The organism is Embleya sp. NPDC059213, assembly GCF_042754445.1.
Classification (GTDB): domain Bacteria; phylum Actinomycetota; class Actinomycetes; order Streptomycetales; family Streptomycetaceae; genus Embleya.
Window position 1 is genome coordinate 113,952 of sequence record NZ_JBHZAV010000004.1, and the last position, 16,110, is coordinate 130,061.

General features: G+C 70.0%; 13 protein-coding genes. 7 read left to right on the forward strand and 6 right to left on the reverse strand.

What is annotated here, in order from left to right; all coding sequences use genetic code 11:
- Nucleotides 1-125: 125 nt before the first annotated feature.
- Both ACFXMF_RS03060 and ACFXMF_RS03065 read left to right on the forward strand, forming a co-directional pair.
- Nucleotides 126-1,097, forward strand: a complete 972-nt coding sequence (locus ACFXMF_RS03060) for an ATP-binding cassette domain-containing protein (RefSeq protein WP_360313408.1) — start codon at nucleotides 126-128, stop codon at nucleotides 1,095-1,097.
- The gene (locus ACFXMF_RS03065; RefSeq protein ID WP_360313406.1) at nucleotides 1,094-1,894 is read left to right on the forward strand and encodes an ABC transporter permease; all 801 of its coding nucleotides are present in this window, start codon (nucleotides 1,094-1,096) and stop codon (nucleotides 1,892-1,894) included. Before ACFXMF_RS03060 ends, ACFXMF_RS03065 begins: the two co-directional genes overlap by 4 nt.
- Nucleotides 1,895-2,410: 516 nt before the next feature.
- Here ACFXMF_RS03065 and ddaH read toward each other — a convergent pair.
- Nucleotides 2,411-3,256, reverse strand: a complete 846-nt coding sequence (gene ddaH, locus ACFXMF_RS03070; RefSeq protein ID WP_360313404.1) for a dimethylargininase — start codon at nucleotides 3,254-3,256, stop codon at nucleotides 2,411-2,413.
- A gap of 1,267 nt (nucleotides 3,257-4,523) precedes the next feature.
- Here ddaH and ACFXMF_RS03075 point away from each other — a divergent pair.
- Entirely contained in the window at nucleotides 4,524-5,216 is a 693-nt protein-coding gene (locus ACFXMF_RS03075; protein WP_380020496.1) for an LmbU family transcriptional regulator, read from the forward strand.
- 703 nt (nucleotides 5,217-5,919) lie between these two features.
- Nucleotides 5,920-7,269: a lysine N(6)-hydroxylase/L-ornithine N(5)-oxygenase family protein gene (locus ACFXMF_RS03080; protein ID WP_379990206.1), complete on the forward strand. Its 1,350-nt coding sequence runs from the start codon at nucleotides 5,920-5,922 to the stop codon at nucleotides 7,267-7,269.
- A gap of 85 nt (nucleotides 7,270-7,354) precedes the next feature.
- Here the strand turns inward: ACFXMF_RS03080 and ACFXMF_RS03085 are convergent, their stop codons facing one another.
- The 3 genes from ACFXMF_RS03085 to ACFXMF_RS03095 all read right to left on the reverse strand — a co-directional run bounded on the left by ACFXMF_RS03085 (nucleotide 7,355) and on the right by ACFXMF_RS03095 (nucleotide 10,207).
- The gene (locus ACFXMF_RS03085; RefSeq protein WP_360313398.1) at nucleotides 7,355-8,227 is read right to left on the reverse strand and encodes an SAM-dependent methyltransferase; all 873 of its coding nucleotides are present in this window, start codon (nucleotides 8,225-8,227) and stop codon (nucleotides 7,355-7,357) included.
- A gap of 191 nt (nucleotides 8,228-8,418) precedes the next feature.
- Entirely contained in the window at nucleotides 8,419-8,571 is a 153-nt protein-coding gene (locus ACFXMF_RS03090) for a hypothetical protein (RefSeq protein WP_379990205.1), read from the reverse strand.
- A 136-nt stretch (nucleotides 8,572-8,707) separates the two neighbouring features.
- Nucleotides 8,708-10,207 carry an MFS transporter gene (locus ACFXMF_RS03095; RefSeq protein ID WP_360313394.1) on the reverse strand — a complete coding sequence of 500 codons (1,500 nt, stop codon included), beginning with the start codon at nucleotides 10,205-10,207 and terminating at the stop codon, nucleotides 8,708-8,710.
- A gap of 131 nt (nucleotides 10,208-10,338) precedes the next feature.
- On the opposite strand from ACFXMF_RS03095, the gene ACFXMF_RS03100 reads away from it, so the two are divergent.
- Entirely contained in the window at nucleotides 10,339-11,109 is a 771-nt protein-coding gene (locus ACFXMF_RS03100; RefSeq protein WP_379990203.1) for a TetR/AcrR family transcriptional regulator, read from the forward strand.
- A gap of 189 nt (nucleotides 11,110-11,298) precedes the next feature.
- Here the strand turns inward: ACFXMF_RS03100 and ACFXMF_RS03105 are convergent, their stop codons facing one another.
- The gene (locus ACFXMF_RS03105; RefSeq protein ID WP_360313390.1) at nucleotides 11,299-11,739 is read right to left on the reverse strand and encodes a MarR family transcriptional regulator; all 441 of its coding nucleotides are present in this window, start codon (nucleotides 11,737-11,739) and stop codon (nucleotides 11,299-11,301) included.
- A 160-nt stretch (nucleotides 11,740-11,899) separates the two neighbouring features.
- Between ACFXMF_RS03105 and ACFXMF_RS03110 the strand changes: the two genes are divergently transcribed.
- Both ACFXMF_RS03110 and ACFXMF_RS03115 read left to right on the forward strand, forming a co-directional pair.
- On the forward strand, nucleotides 11,900-13,414 hold the full coding sequence (locus ACFXMF_RS03110; protein WP_379990202.1) for an MFS transporter: 1,515 nt from the start codon (nucleotides 11,900-11,902) through the stop codon (nucleotides 13,412-13,414).
- 65 nt (nucleotides 13,415-13,479) lie between these two features.
- Nucleotides 13,480-14,499, forward strand: coding sequence for an NADP-dependent oxidoreductase (locus ACFXMF_RS03115; protein ID WP_360313386.1), 1,020 nt, complete (start codon nucleotides 13,480-13,482; stop codon nucleotides 14,497-14,499).
- 122 nt (nucleotides 14,500-14,621) lie between these two features.
- On the opposite strand, the gene ACFXMF_RS03120 is transcribed toward ACFXMF_RS03115, so the two are convergent.
- A complete protein-coding gene (locus ACFXMF_RS03120) occupies nucleotides 14,622-16,079 on the reverse strand; it encodes a CHRD domain-containing protein (protein ID WP_379990201.1) in 1,458 nt (485 codons plus the stop codon).
- Nucleotides 16,080-16,110: the final 31 nt, after the last annotated feature.

Below are 16,110 nucleotides of genomic sequence, written 5' to 3' on the forward strand. Positions count from 1 at the left end.
CGGATCGCCGCCGGACTGCGACCCGATCACGGACCGATCGGTACTTGGCACCACCATGGCGCCGCAGCACTGCCATGCCGGCGCCGAACCATTCGACAGATCCAGGGAAAGGAAGGGTGGGCGCGATGACCGCCACCACCACTCGGATCGCCACCCCGGGCGGAATCACCGCCCGCGGGGTGCGCAAGTCCTACGGCGACAAGGTCGTGCTCGACGGCATCGACCTGCACATCCCCGAGGGCACGATCTTCGCCCTCCTGGGTCCCAACGGCGCCGGCAAGACCACCACCGTGCAGATCCTCACCACGTTGATCGGCGCCGACGCGGGCGAGGCGCGGGTGGCCGGGCACGACCTGCGGACCGACCCGGACGGGATCCGCCGGGAGATCGGCGTCACCGGGCAGTTCGCGGCGGTGGACAACCTGCTCACCGCCGAGGAGAACCTGCTCCTGATGGCGGACCTGCACCACCTGGACCGGCGGGAGGGCCGGCGGCGCGCCGCCGATCTGCTCCACCGCTTCGACCTCGCCGCCGAGGCCGGGAAGTCGGCGTCCACCTTCTCCGGTGGCATGCGACGCAAGCTCGACCTGGCGATGACCCTGGTCGGCCGCCCGAGTGTGCTCTTCCTCGACGAGCCGACCACCGGCCTGGACCCGCGCAGCCGGCGGGTGATGCGGGACCTGATCCGCGATCTGGTCGCCGACGGCACGACCATCTTCCTGACCACGCAGTATCTGGAGGAGGCGGACCAACTCGCGGATCGCATCGCGGTGTTGGACCACGGGAGGCTGGTTGCCGAGGGCACCGCGGCCGAGCTCAAGGGGCGCATCCCGGGCGGGCACATCCGGGTGTTCTTCGCCACCGAGCGGCGCCTGGACGCGGCGGCCGCGCTGTTCCCCGGCGCGCTGCGCGACAACGAGGAACTCGCCCTGCAAATCCCCGGCGACGGCAACATCGCGGCCCTGCGCGACGTGCTGGACGCGCTGGAGTACGCCGGTGCGGAGGCGCAGTCGCTGTCCGTGCACACCCCCGACCTCGACGATGTCTTCCTCGCCCTGACCGGTCGGCCCGAGTCGTCCAAGGAGAACGCGCGATGAGTACTTCCACCTATGCGGTACGCGACTCGATGACGATGTTGCGCCGCAACCTCAAGCGCGCCCGGCGCTACCCGTCCATGACGCTGTCGACGGTCATCACCCCGATCCTGATGTTGCTGCTGTTCGTCTACGTGTTCGGCAACGCGCTCGGCAACGGCATCGAGCTGCCCGGCGGCGGCTCCGGCCGCGGCGACTACATCGACTACGTCACCCCGGGCATCATCTTGATGACGGCCACCTCCGGTGCCGTCTCCACGGCCGTGTCGGTGTGTTCGGACATGACCGAAGGCATCATCAACCGCTTCCGCACCATGTCCATCTCCCGGGCCTCGGTGCTCACCGGTCACGTGCTCGGCAACGTCATCCAGACCATGATCGCGCTGGTCATGGTGACCGGCGTCGCCTTCGCGGTCGGTTTCCGGTCGAACGCGACCCCGATCGAATGGCTGGCCTCCATCGGCCTGTTGCTCCTGCTCGCCTTCGGGTTCAGTTGGCTCTCGGCCGCGATGGGCCTGGGCGCCTCGACCGTGGAGACCGCGAGTAACGCGCCGCTGCCGCTGACCTTCCTGCCGTTCCTGGGCAGTGCGATCGTCACGCCCGACTCGATGCCCACCGGGCTGCGCTGGTTCGCCGAATACCAGCCGTTCACCCCGATCAACGAGACGCTGCGCGGCCTGCTCCTGGGCACCGGGATCGGCAACGACGCCTGGATCGCCCTGGCCTGGTGCCTCGGCCTGGCACTGGTCGGCTACCTGTGGTCGCGCTCGATCTTCAACCGCGAGGCCCCGAAGGTGTAGGCCCGTCACCGTGTCGCACGATGCCGAAGGGCTCGGCCCGTCACCAGGTGACGGGCCGAGCCCTTCGGCATCGTCGCGCGCTCGGGGTGCCCCGAATTCCGGCGGATTTCCCGGCCGGCGGTATTTCCCGGGCGATGACCCGGTTCCTCCTGTGACCGGCCGGCCGCAGGAGGAACCGGGCCGCCGACGGGAATTGCCCGGGCGGAGGCATTTCCCGACGGCAGTCGATGGGTGGAACCGATGATCAGCCTTGTCCGGCCGGCGATTCGGGTAATTCGGTGCGACCCGGTTGCAGGGGTCGCGCCCGAACCCCGCCGAGTTCCCGATCCGTATTCCGACACCCGCTCCGGTGAGGCGAGCATACCTCCCGGTCGGAATTCGGTGACCGGAAACGACGGTCGGTCGAGTCGGCCGCGAACAATTGGGCCCACCACGAATCCTCGGCGCCGCCGGCGGGGGCTGTCCCGTCGACGGGACCCGGTACCGAACGAGCGCCCCGCCCCGCATCGGGGCCGCTCAGCGGCGCAGTTCGAGCGTGCAGCACTTGGCGTTGCCGCCGGCCTTGAGCAACTCGACCAGGTCGATCCCGATCGGGACGTAGCCACGTTCGCGGAGCTGCGGGCCGGCGAGTTCGACGGCGCGTTCCGGCAACAGCACGTGTCGGCCGTCGGACAGCGCGTTGAGCCCGAAGACGACCGCGGTGGCCTCGTCGGCCAGGATCGCGTCGGGGAAGCGCTCGGCCAGCAGCCGCCGGCTGTCGGGGGAGAACGCCTGCGGGTAGTACATGATCTCGTCGGGGCCGAGCACCGTGAGCGCGGTGTCCAGGTGGTAGAACCTGGGGTCGACCAAGGTCAGGCTGAGCACCGGGATGCCGAAGAACTCCCGTGCCTCGTGGTGCCCGCGCAGGTCGCTGCGGAATCCGGAGCCGGCCAGCAGTTCGCCGCCCACGTAGAGGAAGTCGCCCTCGCCCTCGTTGAGGCTCTCGGCCTGGCGTACCTCGGACCATCCGTCGGCGCGGAACCAGTCGAGGTACGCCTGCGATTCGTCGGCGCGCTGCGGGTGGCGAAACCGGGCGACGAGCACCTTGCCGTCCACGACCGTCGCGCCGTTGGCCGCGAACACCATGTCCGGGAGACCGGGCACCGGTTCGATCAACGCCACGTCGTGCCCGAGCGCGACGTAGGCATCGTGCAGACCCTTCCACTGGGCCGACCCGGTGTCCGCGGAGGTGGGCACCCGCGGGTCCATCCACGGATTGATCGAATACGTGACGTCGAAGTAGGTGGGCCGGCACATCAGGAAACGCCGCGGCCGAGCCGTGCGGTTGCCGTCCGAAGTCGCCTGGGTGTTTGTCTGGGTCACTTTGATTCCCTTGTTCTCCGCGATTTGTGTCCGGGGTGAAATCAATGCCGATGCGAAACGGTGTGTTCGACCGGACGGAAACACGGCGTTCGCCCGATGCAGGCATGCCGGAAAGGAGCGGGATCGCCGCGGGCCGAAGTTAGCACGAGGTGTGGGCCGCACTCGTCCCGTTGACGGGACAATCACCTGCAATTGATATTCGGGGATTTCATCGGAGTCGATTCGGGTAATTCCCCCCGGCGTTCCGTCGGGCGCTCGGTCGGGGTGCGGGGCGGGTGCACGACGGGGTGCGCGACGTGGTTCGCGGGCCGGGCCGAGGTCGCCGCCGGCGGGCTGCGGCGAGCCGGGCCCGCATCTGCGGATCGCCCACCGGCCGGCCGACTCGCCCGGTGGCGGGTCGACGCCCGACCCGGCCGCGTCCGGTGCGGTGCACAGGCCGGGAACCGCCGCGGAGCCGAGCGCCGGCCCGGTTCGGCGCGGATCCGGGCCGGCCGAATTCGATCGATCGACGCGCGTCGCCGGCACTCGAACGGGGCGCCGAAGAATCCGTCCGGATGGTCGAGGTCATTCCCGATGCGGCCCGGTCGTGAATGTGCGATGACACCCGCCTATCGGTGCCGTTAGGACCGCGTCAAGACGGCCGGGTTTTCGAGCCGCAGCAGGTACGCGCCCTTATAGTGACCGGCCCCGCGAACTCGCTCGATCCGATCACCCCGGCCATGTATAGAAACAACTTGGTTGGTCAAATCTTTTTTCGCCGGTTGTGGAATGAGACGATCGACTACCCGGCGACAGTGGGCGGTATCGTTCCGAAACGATCAGCGGCCGTTTCCTTGATTTCCGGGAGTTGCTGGGATCTACTCGGGTAGGCCGTCGAAGAGGCCCACTTTGAATGTGGATCTTCGGGAGACGGCAAGGCGTGACGCCGGTAGCCGCAATGCCAACGGGGATCTGCAAAGAGGCGAACGGGGCAAGTCGTTGATGCACGCATTCGTACATATGTCCACCATGTCCGACCGCGCGATCCCAAGGATCGCGTGGCACGGTCGTACGCAGGTGGAGCCCAGGTCGTCGAACATTCGGCCGGGAGCGATCCGAGAGTGGCCTTCGGGTCCGATCGCGCCGATGGGATCGATGGTCGACCGAATGTATATCGGATATGTCTGGTATGCACCCGTGGTGGGACTCCCCGTGGCAACGAACTGCGCAAGAGCGGCACGGAATCTGCGCAACATTCGCTTGTTCGAGCGTGCACTCACATGGAGGCATGGTGGCGAATCAAACCAGAAATCATGAAATCGCGAGAGAGACGCAGCTTCGCTCGGGCCCGGGGGTCGTCGCCCGACCGCGGAGAGCCGTCGGGGACCATCCGCACTGCGGTCGGTTGCTCACCACAAAAGTGGGTCTGCAAATACCTGCCGATATGACCTTCGAAGACTGGGAGCAGGCCGGTCGCAAGCTGTCGGGAATCCTGGATTCCTCGTCGTGGTGGCTCGGCGACTGGTTGGTATACGGCAAGGACCACTATACCGATCTGTACCAGCGGGGGATACGCGCGGCCGGATTAAGCTACCAGACGCTAAGGAATTATGCATGGGTTTCGAGGCGTTTCGAGTTCCATCGCAGGCGGTCGGCACTGAGTTTCCAACACCATGCGGAATTGGCCTCGTTGCCGCTCGCCGAACAGGAACTGTGGCTGGACCGCGCGGAAGAGATGAAGTGGACCACCAAACAGCTTCGCAACGCCATCCGTGACGTCCGGGCGGCGACCGAGGGACAGGACGGCCGGCAGGCCGAGGCGACGCGCCGGCTCGCGGTGCCGGGCGATCGCATCCAGTGGTGGCACAAGGCCGCGGAGCAATCGGGGATCGACTTCGAGCAGTGGGTGCTCGCGACGCTGGACAACGCCGCCGAGCGGGTCCTGGAGGACGTCGAGGAGCAGACGGCGGTCAGCGCCTGACGGCAGGTGATCGAGGCACAACGGGGTGATCGTGGACAGTGCACCGCCCGGGGCGGTGCAACGCACCACGATCCCGGGGCCCGTGCTCGCGAGCACGGGCCCTTCGGTCGTTCTCCGGAACGGGTCCGGCTTCGGCCGCCCGGCCGCCCGGCAATTCGTCGATCGTCCGCCGAGCCCGGAATACCCGGCGGGTGTATGGCGAAAGGGGCGTCCGCCGAGCCGGCGTCCGACGCCGGTTACCAATTGATTACCACGGATCGGCTCGACCATCCATGAACGGCCCGGTTCGCGATACCGCCGGGTAACGAACACGCGGGAACTCACCCGCTCGGTAATCCGGTGCGCCATGTCGCGGAGCATCCTGGCTTCGTGTGCCCGGGCAGTGGTTCGGTACCCGGGTGGACGATCGGGCCGGCGGACCGACCGGAGCGTTGTCCCGTCGGCGGGACGGCCCCGGCGGTCGTATTGCGGACCGAGCCCCTTGAAAGGTTTGCCCGGCCCCCCTACGTTGGAACTGCGGTGCCCCCAGACGCAATATCGAATGCGTTTCTCCCGTATGGCCGGTCGAGAGATTCGGGAGCATGGGCACGTCGGACAATGGTTATCCTGAATTCCCGACCAGGGTCCTCTTATCGGTTTCCGTGACCGACCCGCCGAAGATACGGAAGTCCCTGTCGCCGCCCTGCTAGCGGGAGAGTTTTCTATGGGCACTTTTGCACGCGAGATCTACGACGTGGTGGGCATCGGGTTCGGCCCTTCCAATCTGTCGCTGGCCATTGCGCTGGACGAGTATCGGTCCGCAGGTCCGGACGATCCGTCACAGCCGTCGGCGATGTTCTTCGAACGACAGCCCGCGTTCGGCTGGCATCGCAATATGCTGTTGCCCACGACGACCATGCAGATTTCCTTCATGAAGGATCTGGCCACGTTCCGCAATCCGGTGTCGAGCTTCGGCTTCGTGTCGTTCCTGCATGCGTCCGGTCGGTTGACGCAGTTCGTCAACAACCAGGACTTCTTTCCGACGCGCCAGGAATTCCACCAGTACCTGGAATGGGCGGCGGCCCGCTTCACCGACCGGGTCCGCTACGGCACCGAGGTGACCGGGATCCGACGGCCCGCGGCGACCGAGGGCGACGCCGGCGAGCCGTACGTGGAACTGGAGGTCCGCAGCGGCTCCACGACCCGGGTGGTGGGCGCACGCAACGTGGCCGTCTCCACCGGCCTGGTGCCGCGCATGCCCAAGGGTGTGCAGCGCGACGAACGTGTGTGGCACAGCTCGGAGTTCCTGGACAAGTTCGGTCGGATGGACCCGGCCGGGCTCAAGTCCGTGGCGGTGGTCGGCGCGGGTCAGAGCGCGGCCGAGATCACCCGCTATCTCTACGACGAACTGCCGCACGCGCAGGTCTACTCGATCATTCCGTCCTACGGCTACTGCGTGGCCGACGACACCCCCTTCGCGAACCAGATCTTCGACCCGGGCGCGGTGGACACCTACTACTTCGGGACGGATCGCTCCCGCGAGGCGTTCTGGCACTACCACCGGAACACCAACTACTCGGTGGTCGACGACGAGGTGATCCGCGACCTGTATCGGCGTTCGTACGACGAAGAGGTGCGCGGCCTGGACCGGTTGCGCTTCCTCAACCTGACCAGGGTCGACCAGGTCAAGCGGGCCGGCGACGAGACGCGGGTGTCGCTGCTGTCCCTGCCGACCGACGAGACGCCGGAACTGGACGTGGACGCGATCGTGTTCGCCACCGGCTACGACGCGATGGAGCCGACCGCGCTGCTCGGCGACCTCGATCGATACTGCCTGCGCGACGACACGGGTCGGCATCGCGTCGCCCGGGACTACCGGCTGGTCACCACGCCCGAGTTGGGCTGCGGCATCTACCTCCAGGGCGGTACCGAGCACACCCACGGCCTGACCTCGTCGCTGCTGTCGAACCTGGCCGTGCGCAGCGGTGAGATCGCCGAATCCATCATCGGCCGGCGCGCCGAGCCGATGGCGGAGCCACCGCTTCGCCGGGTGGTCGCCGGCGAGACCGGGTGATCCCCTCCATCCGGGAGTCGCGGCCCGTCGGCGATCCCGACGGGCCGTTCCCGGCTCGGACGCGGCCGTCCGGCGCGGTGCCTCGTCAGGGCTTGATGCCGACCGCGCCGTAACCCCAGACGTTCTCCACCGTGTCCAGGGGGTGGTCCGGCTCCGCGTCCGGGTTCCAGTGGGTGCGCAGACCGGGGTCGACCAGGTCGAAGCCGGCGAACAGCGACAGGATGTCGTCGTGGCCGCGCATGGTCATCTCGGCGGAGGCGTTCTTCCATCCGTCGGCGCCCTTGCGGCCTTGGTTCGGGTCGGCGTCGAAGGACGCGTGCGAGAGCAGCAGCATGCTGCCGGCGGGCAGCGCGTCGCGCAGTCGGGCGACGATCTCGTGCGGCTTCTCGTCGTCCCGGATGAAGTGCAGTATGGCGACCAGCATCAGCGCGACGGGCTCGCCGAAGTCGATCACCTCCAGCACCTCGGGCGCCGACAGGATGTCCTGCGGCGAGCGCAGGTCGGCCTGGGTGAAGGTGGTCCGGCCGGGTCCGGCGTCGGCCATCAGCGCCCGCCCGTGCACCAGCACGATCGGGTCGTTGTCCACGTACGCCACCCGGGCGTCCGGGGCGATCTCGTGCGCCACCTCGTGGGTGTTGCCCGAGGTGGGAATGCCGGTGCCGATGTCCAGGAACTGCCGGATGCCCCGGCGCGCGGCGTAGCGCACCGCGCGGCGCAGGAAGAGCCGATTGAGTTGCAGGGTGACCGGCAGGTCGGGAATGGCGGCGACGATGGTGTCCGCCGCCGCGCGGTCGACCGCGAAGTTGTTCTTGCCGCCCAGCAGATAGTCGTAGATCCGGGCGGTGTGCGGAATGCTCGTGTCGATCCGTGCGGGCAACCGACTCTCGACCTCGTCGAGGCGGGGCAACCGCCAGGTCTCGTCGTCGTCTCCCGCGTCCCCCGCCGGTATGGATGTCACGTTCGCCTGCCTCCGCACCACCGATTCCCCGTTTTCGCCGAGCGTACTGTGGCCATTCGCGGTTTGGGATCGCGCCGAAGGCGCTGTGGGGGAATCGATACACGGCCCGGGTCGCCGGGCGGTCGACTCGGGCGGGCGGTGCCGGCGATCGGCCCCGTGGCGCGGACCGCCGGCACCACCCTGCTCGGGGGTTACTCGGGCATGCCCTCGTCGACCCAGCGGGCGATGGCGTCCACCCGGTCGGCCGGCCAGGGCCCGTCGCACGGCATGGTGCCCGCACGCAGCCGGGCCAGGATCGCCTCGGCATGCGCGCCGACGCCGGCGTGCGACCACAGGTCGAACATGGCGCCTGGTACGGGCGTGAGCCGGCGGGCGCGCCGATCCCGGCGAACCGGCCGTACCGCACCGCGTCGCTGATTCGGCGCGCCCTCGGCGGCACGATCCCCCCGACACCCCACCGCCGTCCACCCCGGCCACGCCCTAAGGCGAGTCGATCGGCTCCTCGTCGCGCGGCCGGCGCGGCAGCAGGAACGCGGTGAGTACGACGAGCGCGAGTGCGGCCACGACCACCCACAGGGTCTGTTCCAGCGCGTGCGTGTACGCATCGGCCCGATCCGCGGCGTCCGGTGCGGCGGCGGCGTCGAAGAACACCGTGCCCAGGATCGCCACCCCCAGCGTGGCGCCGAGTTGCTGGTTGGCGTTCAGCACGCCGGACGCCGAGCCGGTCTCGTGCTCGTCGACGCTCGCCAGTGCGATGTCGAAGAACGGGGCGAGCACCAGGCCCATGCCGATCCCGACGACCACCAGGGACGGTGCGAGCTGCCCGGCGTCCACGTCGGCGCCCACCCGATGCAGGGTCAGGGACAGCGCGGCCACGCCCACCGCCATCACCACCGCGCCCGCGTGCAGGACGGTCCGGCCGAACCGCGGCACCAGCACGGCACCGGCGGCCACCGCGCCGAGCACCACGCCCAGCGCGATCGGGGTGCTCGCCAGGCCGGCGTGGATGGCCGACCAGCCCAGGCCGATCTGGAGGAACAGGCCGAACACCAGGATCAGTCCGTTCATCGCGGCGAAGAACACCAGGCCCACCGACAGGCTGCCGGTGAACGCCCGTTTGGCGAGCAGGCTCGGTACCACCAGCGGTGATCCGCCGGCCCGCGCGATCCGCCGCTGCCACCAGGCGAAGGCCGCCAACACCGGCAACGCGCCCGCCATCGAGGCGAACGTCCAACCGGGCCAACCCGATTCGCGCCCCTGGACCAGCGGATACACCAACAGCAGCACGGCGGCCGAGACCAACACCATGCCGATCGGGTCGAGCCCGGGCCGCCGCGGCGCCCGCGATTCGGGCACGTAGCGCAGCGCGCCGAGGATGGCCAACACGCCCAGCGGCACGTTGATCAGGAAGATCGCCCGCCAGCCGGTGCCCGCGGGATCCGCCTCGATCAGCGCGCCGGCCACGATCGGGCCGCCCACCGAGGCCAACGCCATCACCGGCCCGAACAGGCCGAAGGCTTTGCCGCGTTCGGCCGGCGCGAAGACCGACACCACCACCGAATACGTCTGCGGGATGGTCAGCGCGGCGAACAGGCCCTGCACCGCGCGAGCCGCGATCAGCAGCCCGATCGACGGCGCGACCGCGCACAACGCCGAGGTCGCGGTGAAGCCGCCGAGGCCGATCAGGAACATCCGGCGGCGGCCCAGGATGTCGCCGAGCCGACCGCCGGTGATCAGGCCGACGGCGAAGGTCAGCGTGTACGCGGCGGCGATCCACTGCAGCCCGGTCGAACCGCCGCCCAGGTCCGCCCGCACCGACGGCGCGGCGACCCCGACCACGGTCGCGTCGAGCAGGTCCATCGTCTCGGCCAACAGGGCCACGGCGAGCGCCGCCCACCGCCGCGGATGGGGCACGGCCTCCGTCACCGAAGGCCGGTCCGGGGCCGGCGGGGCGCCCGACGGGAAGGTGCTGACATCCATGACTCTCCTCGACGAATAAGGTTCGTGCCGAACGAATGTCGTTCGGTGGAACGATCGCTGTTCGTTCCAGGAGTCAGTGTTCGGGTCAACTACGCTGTTCGCAACCCCCGATCGAAACAGGACGGCAACAGATGGCGAGAACGTCGCGGACCGGATCCCCAGGCACCCCCGACCGACCGCCCGCGGACGCGGGCGCCGACGTGCCGGAACTGCCCACCCCGCCGTGGCGGCGCGGCCGGGCCAGGCCGGTGCGCCCGCCGCTGAGTCGGGCGTCGATCGTGCGGGCGGCGCTGGCCGTGCTGGACGAGGGCGGCCTCGAAGCGGTGAGCATGCGGCGGGTCGCCGACGAATTGCAGACCGGACCGGCGTCGTTGTACGTCCACGTGTCGAGCAAGGAGGAACTGCTCGAACTGGTGCTGGACCACGTGCTCGGCGACGTGGTGATCCCGGAGCCGGACCCCGAGCGCTGGCAGGCCCAACTCAAGGAGGTGGTGCTGGACTTCCGGACCGTGTTGGCCGCACACCACGACCTGGGCCGGGCGGTACTGGCGGCGATCCCCTCCGGACCCAACGCGCTGCGGATCAGCGAGGGGCTGTTGGCCGTGATGCGCGGCGGCGGTGTCCCCGAACAGGCCAGCGCGTGGGTGCTGGACGTGCTTCAGCTCTACATCTCGGCCGACGTCTACGAGGCGGCGCTGCACCTGTCCCGGTCCGAACACGGGGAGGATCCGATGGCGATGGCCCAGTCCTACCTCGGCGAGGTCATCGAGTCGTTGCCCCCGGACCGATTCCCGACCCTGATCGCCCTGAAGCCGCACATGACCACCGGCGGCCGGATGGCCCGGGTCGAATTCGGCCTGGACATCTTCATCCGCGGCCTGGCGGACCTGCCGCACCCGTGACCCCGGCGGCGCCGTCGCCTTGGCCCGCGCCGGGCGGGTGCGGGCGCTCTGTCGGCGTCGATCACCCAGGGCGGCCCCGGCGCAGGCCGAACCCGCAGCGGCGCGGGCAGTACGGCGCGACGACGATGGTGACGCCGTTGGGCAGTTCGACCACGCCGGTGCCCGGCCCGGCGAGGCGACCGATTCCGGTCAGGCGTGCGGAGCCTCCATGGCCGGCCGCAGCCGGGCCAACAGGCGGTACAGCGCGAGGCGTTCCTCTGGGGTGAGGGCGTCGAGGGCGGCGCGGGTGGTCTTCATCTCGCTGCGGATGCGGCGGATCGTGGCGTGGCCCTCGTCGGTGGCCACCACGTTCTTGACCCGGCGGTCGTTCGGGTCGGGCTCGCGGCGGACCAGGCCGCGCGATTCGAGCCGGTCCACGATGCCGGTGACGTTCGAGGCGTCGCACACCAGGCGGTCGGCGAGCCCGCGCATCGGCAGCGGGCGGCGGAGCAGGGACAGCGTCTTGGCCTGCACCGAGGTGAGGCCGTGCCGGCTGACCACGGCGGCGAAGTCGTGGAAGTACGCCGTGCCGACGGCGGCCATGGCGTCCATGATCTCGGCGGTGTCGGGGCGGTCCGCAGTGCTGCTCATGGAGCCAAGTTAACGCAAAAAGGTTGAGGACTTCAACCTTTGAACTTGACGTAGCAATTTCCGGCTGTCTACGGTCGATCCGTCGTATTGCTTGAAGACCTCAACCATCGAGGCTCCCAAGCTTCCCTCCTGCCCCGTCCCCTTCCAGGAAGAGCACCCCGTGAGCCTCACCCCGCCCGGCAAGGGCACCGGTACCGCCGCCGGTGGCGCCACCGCCGACAAGGGACGATCCGGCGCCCCGCTGATCCTCGCCCTGGGTCTGGCCGCCATGGTCGTCGCGATGGCGCAGACCCAGGTCATCCCGATCCTCGGGCTGCTCCAACAGGAGCTGGGCACCACTCCCGCCGGCGTCGGCTGGGTGACCACCGCGACGCTGCTGTCCGCGGCCGTGTTCACCCCGCTGCTCGGCCGCTTCGGCGACCAGCACGGCAAGAAGCCGACCCTGGTCGGCGTGCTGATCGTGATGATCGCCGGCTCCGTGCTGGCGGCGGTCACGTCCTCGCTGCCGCTGCTGATCCTGGGCCGGGTGCTCCAGGGCGCGGCGACCGCGATCTTCCCGCTCGCGTTGTCGATCATTCGCGAGGAGCTCCCGGTGGAGAAGCTGCCCGGCGCGATGTCGCTGATCAGCGGCACCCTCGCGTTCGGCAGCGGTCTCTCGCTGGTGGCCACCGGGCTGCTCACCCGTGGCGACGACCCGAACTACCACCTGGTCTTCTGGTTCTCCGCGATCCTGTCCGCCGTCGCCCTGCTCGCGGTGATCCTGCGGGTGCCGGCCGGGGGCAGCAAGGCGGGCGGCCGGATCGACCTGCTCGGCGCGGCCACCCTCGGCCTGTTCCTGGTGCTGCTGCTCCTGGGCATCTCGCAGGGCCACGAATGGGGTTGGGCGTCCGGCCGGACCATCGGCGCCTTCGTCGGCGCGGTGCTGACAGCGGGTGTGTGGGTCCGAGTCGAGCGCCGGGTCGCCGACCCGCTGGTGGACCTGCGGATGTTCGTGCACCGTCCGGTGCTGCTGACCAACCTGGCCGGTCTGTTCGTCGGCTTCGCCGCGTTCAGCCAATTCATCGGCATCTCCTACCTGGTGCAGATGCCGGAGCGGGTGGCCGGCTACGGATTCACCGCGTCGGTGTTGCGGGCCTCGGTCGAATACCTGCTGCCGGGCGCGCTGATCTCGCTGCTCGCGGCGCCGCTTGGCGGTCTCCTGGTGGGCAGGATCGGCGCCCGCACGACCCTGGCGATCGGCTCGACGGTGGGCATCGCCGGCTTCGCGTGGCTCGCCTTCGGCCATGGCACCTCCGCGTCGGTGATCCTCGCGGGCATGCTCACCGGCATCGCGATCTCCTTCGGGTACGCGGCGATGCCCGCGCTGATCGTGGCCAACGTGCCGCACCACCAGACCGGCATCGCGAACGGCATCAACTCCATCTCGCGCAGCGTCGGCAGCTCGATCGCCAGCGCCGTGATCACCACGCTGCTGGCCTCCGAGTCGGTCCGGGGCCTGCCCGCCGGCGTCCCGCCGATCCCGGCCGAGAGCCGGTTCACGCTCAGCTTCGTGATCGCCGGGGTGATGTTGGTCCTGGTCGTCGGGGTGGCGTTGCTGGGCCTGAAGCGGGTACCCGCCAGGGCCGAACCCGTGGCCGTCCCGGTGCCGCAGGAGCGGCAGCCCGTGGACGCCTGACCCGAGAGCCGCACCGACGCCCCGCCTCCCCACCCACCCTTCACCGACGAGAGAGGCCACCTCCGATGACCCCCACCACCAGCCGCGCATGGCACCTGCTGGCCCGCCCCAAGGGCTGGCCGAAGGCGGAGGACTTCGCGCTGCGCGAGGTCGAGATCCCGGAACTCGCCGACGGGCAGATGCTGATCCGCAACCTGTTCCTGTCGGTCGACCCCGCGATGCGCGGCCGGATGAACGACGTCAAGTCGTACACCCCGCCGTTCGAGCTGAACAAACCCATGGACGGCGGCGCGGTCGGCCGGGTCGTGGCCTCCAGGGCTCCCGGTTTCGAGGTCGGCGACGCGGTGCAGCACTGGCTCGGCTGGCGCGAGTACTCGGTGGTCCCGGGCAAGGGCGCGGGCGCGGTCAAGGTCGATCCCGACCTCGCGCCGCTGTCCGCCTACCTGGGCGTCCTGGGCATGCCGGGGATGACCGCGTGGGCGGGCCTGCTCGACGTCGCCTCCTTCAAGCCCGGCGACGCGGTGTTCGTCTCCGGCGCGGCCGGTGCGGTGGGCAGCCAGGTCGGCCAGATCGCCCGGCTCAAGGGCGCCTCGCGGGTGGTCGGCAGCGCGGGTTCGGCGGACAAGGTCGCCTTGCTCGTGGACGAGTACGGCTTCGACGCCGCGTTCGACTACAAGCAGGGTCCGATCGCCGAACAACTCGACAAGGCCGCGCCCGACGGCATCGACGTGTACTTCGACAACGTCGGCGGCGAGCACCTGGAGGCCGCGATCGGCGCGTTGCACACGCACGGGCGGGTCGCGATGTGCGGCGCGATCGCGCAGTACAACGCCACCGAGCCGACCCCGGCGCCGCGCAACCTGGCGCTGTCGATCGGCAAGCGGCTGCGCCTCCAGGGCTTCATCGTGATCGACCACTTCGGCCGCCGCGACGAGTTCCTCGCCGAGGTCGGCGGTTGGCTGCGCGAGGGCAGGCTCAAGTATCGCGAGACGGTGGTCGAGGGCATCGAGAACAACCTCGAAGCGCTCCTGGGCATGCTGCGTGGGGAGAACACCGGGAAGATGGTCGTCGCCCTGCCGGAGTGACACCGCCGCGGCACGGTGCCGCCGCCGGACATGCCGAGGGACCGCGCGTGGGGTCGGTCGCGCGGTCCTTCGGGTCCTTCGGGTCGGGCGGGTCGTGCGGGTCTTGAGCGGTGCGCCTGCGGTCAGCCGATGAACAGGTAGTCGGCCTGGTAGGGCACCTCGGCGGTGGGCCGGCTCGCCGGGTCGCACGCGCCGGCCGGCGCCACGCCGCCCCGGGTGTTCAGCCGCAACACCTGGGTGGTCGCGGAGAGCAGCCCCTCCGGCTTGCCGGTCCGGGTCGCGTTCAGCACCAGCTCGGGGATGTTGCCGTCACCGTTGGGCAGCTTGCTCGCCACCGCGCCGGTCACCGCGCTGCCGTCCGGAGCGATCCACTGCGGCGGGCCGGCGGTCGGGGTCACGAAGGTGTGCTTGAGACCGCCCTGGAGCTTGGCCGCCACGTCGAGTTGGGTGAACGCGGTGCCGCCGTCCTTGGTGGTGCACTGGTAGATCTGCTTGCCCGCGACCACCGACAGGTTCGCCGCCGGCGGCTTCGGGGTCACCTTCCGGTCCGGTTGCCCGCGCACCGCGCCGCCCGGGAACTCGCCCGTGTGCAGGTTGGTGTAGTAGTTCGCCGGCGTCGCGTCGATCCGCTCGACCACGGCCGGGTCGATCCCCTCCACGGTGCCGGCCAGGCCGGTCACCGACTGCGGCAGGCCGGCCTTCGCCTCGAACAGCGGTGCGACCACGTCACCGTTGGCGCCCGCCGCCCCCCGGTGCAGGTGGCCCAGGGTGGGTGGCGCGACGCCGGTCCAAGCGAACGACCAGTCGATGCAGTTGCCCCACGGCCGGATCGAGGTGTCCGCGCGGCCGTCCGGGTCGCCGGTCTTCCCGCCCGCCGGGTCGGCCACCTCCTGCTTGCCCGTCGCCTCGGCGGGCAGCGTGCCGTTCTTGAGCACGCTGTTCACCTCGACGGGGCGGGTGAGCTCGACCAGTTGGCCGCGGATCGCCCCGCCGGGAAACTCGCCGGTGTGCACGTTGAAGTACACGCTCGCCGGGTCGCTCGTGATCTTCGCCCGCAGCGCGGCGTCGACGACCCGGACGCTGCCGGTGACCGCGTTCGCGGTGCCGGGCAGGGTCGAGGCGAAGAACGGCACCGCGACCTCGCCGTTGCGGCCCTTGCCGCCCAGGTGCAGGTGGGCCGCGGTGGGCGCGCCGATGCCCTCCCAGCGGATCCCGAAGCTCACCTGGTCGCCCTTGATCCGGACCAGCGCGGTGCCCTTGCCGTCCCGGTCGCCCACCGCGGCGTTGCCGCCGGGCACCTCGTTCGCGCCGGACAGGCCCGCGGCGAAGAAGGTCTCCGCACCGGACGCCGGTTCGGCCGCGCCGGTGGTGGTGTGGTCGGCGGCCGGGACGGTGCCGCCGTGTTCGGCCCCGTGCGCGGTGCCGGGGTTGTCGGCCGGGTCGTTGGCGCCCTTGGCCACGGTGGCCGAATCGGCCTTCCCGGCACCGGACTTGGTGTCCGAGGACGCGCAGCCGGAGACGGCGAAGGCGAGGGCGGTGGCGAGGGCGAAGGTGGGCAGCGTGTACTTGCGTGCGGGCATGACGAATCTCCCCGAGGTCATGGTTCGGTGA